This is a genomic window from Pseudomonas sp. SDO55104_S430 (assembly GCF_054070595.1).
The window spans coordinates 1-2,934 of record NZ_JBSVXG010000394.1 but is presented as its reverse complement, the minus strand read 5'-3'; the positions used below and the strand labels follow the sequence as shown (position 1 = coordinate 2,934).

The 2,934-nt window shown below is 60.3% G+C and carries 4 protein-coding genes; all 4 read left to right on the top strand.

The genetic code is table 11. The features are described from left to right. Window positions 1-278 precede the first annotated feature (278 nt). The 4 genes from purE (at window position 279) to ACW9JE_RS29960 (ending at window position 2,846) form a co-directional block, all read left to right on the top strand. On the top strand, window positions 279-770 hold the full coding sequence (gene purE / locus ACW9JE_RS29975) for a 5-(carboxyamino)imidazole ribonucleotide mutase (protein ID WP_034149342.1): 492 nt from the start codon (window positions 279-281) through the stop codon (window positions 768-770). Window positions 771-781: 11 nt separating this feature from the next. Beyond that, on the top strand, window positions 782-1,864 hold the full coding sequence (locus ACW9JE_RS29970; RefSeq protein WP_457434816.1) for a 5-(carboxyamino)imidazole ribonucleotide synthase: 1,083 nt from the start codon (window positions 782-784) through the stop codon (window positions 1,862-1,864). Window positions 1,865-1,976: 112 nt separating this feature from the next. Continuing rightward, on the top strand, window positions 1,977-2,222 hold the full coding sequence (locus ACW9JE_RS29965; RefSeq protein ID WP_224541172.1) for a GlsB/YeaQ/YmgE family stress response membrane protein: 246 nt from the start codon (window positions 1,977-1,979) through the stop codon (window positions 2,220-2,222). A gap of 87 nt (window positions 2,223-2,309) precedes the next feature. After that, entirely contained in the window at window positions 2,310-2,846 is a 537-nt protein-coding gene (locus tag ACW9JE_RS29960) for a DUF3299 domain-containing protein (RefSeq protein ID WP_457434815.1), read from the top strand. Window positions 2,847-2,934 lie beyond the last annotated feature (88 nt).

Genomic DNA, 2,934 nt, shown 5'->3' with positions numbered 1-2,934 from the left:
AGGCAACATCAATGTCGACTTACCCACCGCATTCGCGAGCAAGCCCGCTCCCACAATGGATTTGTGTTGTGTTGACTGACTTACAAGTCAATAAAACCGGCACTTTGCGCCGTATGACAGATGGTCGAAACAGGGGCTGTTTATCTGCCGTATTGCGGTATACTGCGCGGCCTTCGGCCGGCTCGATCGGCCATTTTTCGTACAATTCAAGCCACGCATAATGCGTGGCTTGTTGTTTTTGACGCGCCTGCGGGCGCCCAGAGAGAAGAGGCTCGACGATGAGTGCACTGGTTGGCGTGATCATGGGCTCCAAGTCCGATTGGTCCACCCTTAGCCACACCGCCGATATGCTGGAAAAGCTCGGCATCCCTTACGAGGTGAAAGTGGTTTCTGCCCACCGTACCCCGGACCTGCTGTTCCAGTACGCTGAAGAAGCCGAAGCCCGTGGCATCGAGGTGATCATCGCCGGTGCCGGTGGCGCGGCTCACCTGCCTGGCATGTGCGCGGCCAAGACCCACCTGCCGGTGTTGGGCGTACCGGTTCAGTCGGCAATGCTCTCGGGCGTCGATTCGCTGCTCTCCATCGTGCAGATGCCGGCCGGTATTCCGGTTGCCACCCTGGCTATCGGTAAAGCCGGTGCGATCAACGCAGCGCTGCTGTCGGCGAGCATCCTGGGCGCCAAGCACCCGCAGTTCCACGAAGTACTGAAAACCTTCCGTGCTGAGCAGACAGACAGCGTCCTGGAAAATCCAGACCCACGCATCGCCTGAGGTTGTTGACGATGAAGATCGGTGTAATCGGTGGCGGCCAGTTGGGTCGCATGTTGGCGCTGGCGGGCACTCCGCTGGGCATGAACTTCGCTTTCCTGGACCCGGCGCCGGACGCCTGTGCTGCTGCATTGGGCGAACACCTGCGCGCCGATTACGGTGATCAGGACCACCTGCGTCAGCTGGCCGATGAAGTCGATCTGGTGACTTTCGAGTTCGAAAGCGTGCCGGCGGAAACCGTGGCGTTCCTGTCGCAATTCGTGCCGGTCTATCCGAGTGCGGAAGCCCTGCGCATCGCCCGCGATCGCTGGTTCGAGAAGAGCATGTTCAAGGACCTGGGGATTCCGACCCCGGCGTTCGCCGACATTCAGTCCCAGGCTGATCTGGACGCCGCCGTGGCTTCCATCGGTCTGCCGGCCGTGCTGAAAACCCGAACCCTGGGATACGACGGCAAGGGCCAGAAAGTCCTGCGCACTCCTGAAGATGTGGTCGGCACCTTCGCCGAGCTGGGCAGCGTGGCCTGCCTGCTTGAAGGCTTCGTGCCGTTCACCGGTGAAGTCTCGCTGATCGCCGTGCGCGCTCGCGATGGCGAAACGAAGTTCTACCCGCTGGTCCACAACACCCATGACAGCGGCATCCTCAAGCTGTCCGTGGCCAGCACCGATCACCCGCTGCAGACCCTGGCCGAAGACTATTCCAGCCGTGTGCTCAAGCAACTGGACTACGTCGGTGTGATGGCGTTCGAGTTCTTTGAAGTCGACGGTGGCCTCAAGGCCAACGAAATCGCCCCGCGGGTGCACAACTCCGGACACTGGACCACTGAAGGCGCCGAGTGCAGCCAGTTCGAAAACCACCTGCGAGCGGTAGCCGGCCTGCCGCTGGGGTCGACCGCCAAGGTCGGTGAGAGTGCGATGGTCAACTTCATCGGCAAAGTGCCCGAGACCGAAAAAGTCCTGGCCATCGCCGATTGCCATCTGCATCACTATGGAAAAGCGTTCAAGGTCGGCCGCAAGGTCGGTCACGCCAACCTGCGTTGCGCCGATCGCGAGACGCTGGCGGCGCAGATCCTCAAGGTCGAAGCGCTCATCGCAGAGTAACCGCAGTTTCATGTGGCAACGGCGGAACCATTCAAGGACCGCCGTTCTCTCATGGCAGGATGCCAAAGTCTGACTAGGCTTTGGCATATCTTCCAATTCAGAGGGAAATGCCATGGGAATTATCGGAACCATCTTTATCGGCCTGATCGTCGGCCTGCTGGCGCGGTTCCTGAAACCGGGCGATGACAGCATGGGCTGGATCATGACCATTCTGCTCGGTATCGGCGGTTCGCTGGCGGCCACCTACGGCGGCCAGGCCCTGGGCATTTACCAGGCGGGCCAGGCAGCCGGCTTCATCGGTGCTCTGGTCGGCGCGATCATCCTGCTGGTGATCTACGGCCTGATCAAAAAGAACTGATTCAAGCGACAAAGTCCTCTCGGCTGCGCAGTCCGAGAGGACTAGAATGCTCGGCGTTTCACGACCTTTCCTTTACCGAGCACCTTCATGCGCCGTCTTCTGTTGTCTCTTCTCTTGGTGGGTAGCGGTCTGGCCCACGCCGGCGAACTGCCGGAAACCGACTGGCTGGAACTGATGCCCAAGTCGGATCAGAAAGCCCTCGAGGCCATGCCCGAGATCGATCACAACTCCCCCGAAGCCAATGGCACCTTTACCGAAAAGGGTGGCATGAAGCAGAGCAAAGGCCTGCCGGCGGTGATGTATTCGACCAAGACCGTTGCCTCGATGAACGACAAGAACATTCGTCTGGGCGGTTATCCCGTGCCGCTGGAAACCGACGCCAAGGGCCACAGCACGCTGTTCTTCCTCGTGCCGTATCCAGGCGCCTGCATCCACGTCCCGCCACCGCCGCCCAACCAGTTGGTGCTGGTGCGTTATCCCAAGGGTTTGAAGCTCAATGATATCTACACGCCGCTGTGGGTTACCGGCACGCTGAAGGTCGAGAAGGTCAGCAATGACCTGGCAGACGCGGCGTATGCGCTGGATGCGTCGAAGGTGCGGGTGGTGAAGGAGTCGGATCTCTAACGCTGTAGCAGGGCTCACCGGAAACAACTGTGGGAGCGAGCCTGCTCGCGATGGCGGCGGACCAGTCAAACTTGATGTCGACTGGCAC

Coding starts and splice junctions, on each gene's coding strand:
- purE (WP_034149342.1), top strand. CDS start 279: ATGAGTGCACTGGTTGGCGTGATCATGGGCTCCAAGTCCGATTGGTCC.
- ACW9JE_RS29965 (WP_224541172.1), top strand. CDS start 1,977: ATGGGAATTATCGGAACCATCTTTATCGGCCTGATCGTCGGCCTGCTG.
- ACW9JE_RS29970 (WP_457434816.1), top strand. CDS start 782: ATGAAGATCGGTGTAATCGGTGGCGGCCAGTTGGGTCGCATGTTGGCG.
- ACW9JE_RS29960 (WP_457434815.1), top strand. CDS start 2,310: ATGCGCCGTCTTCTGTTGTCTCTTCTCTTGGTGGGTAGCGGTCTGGCC.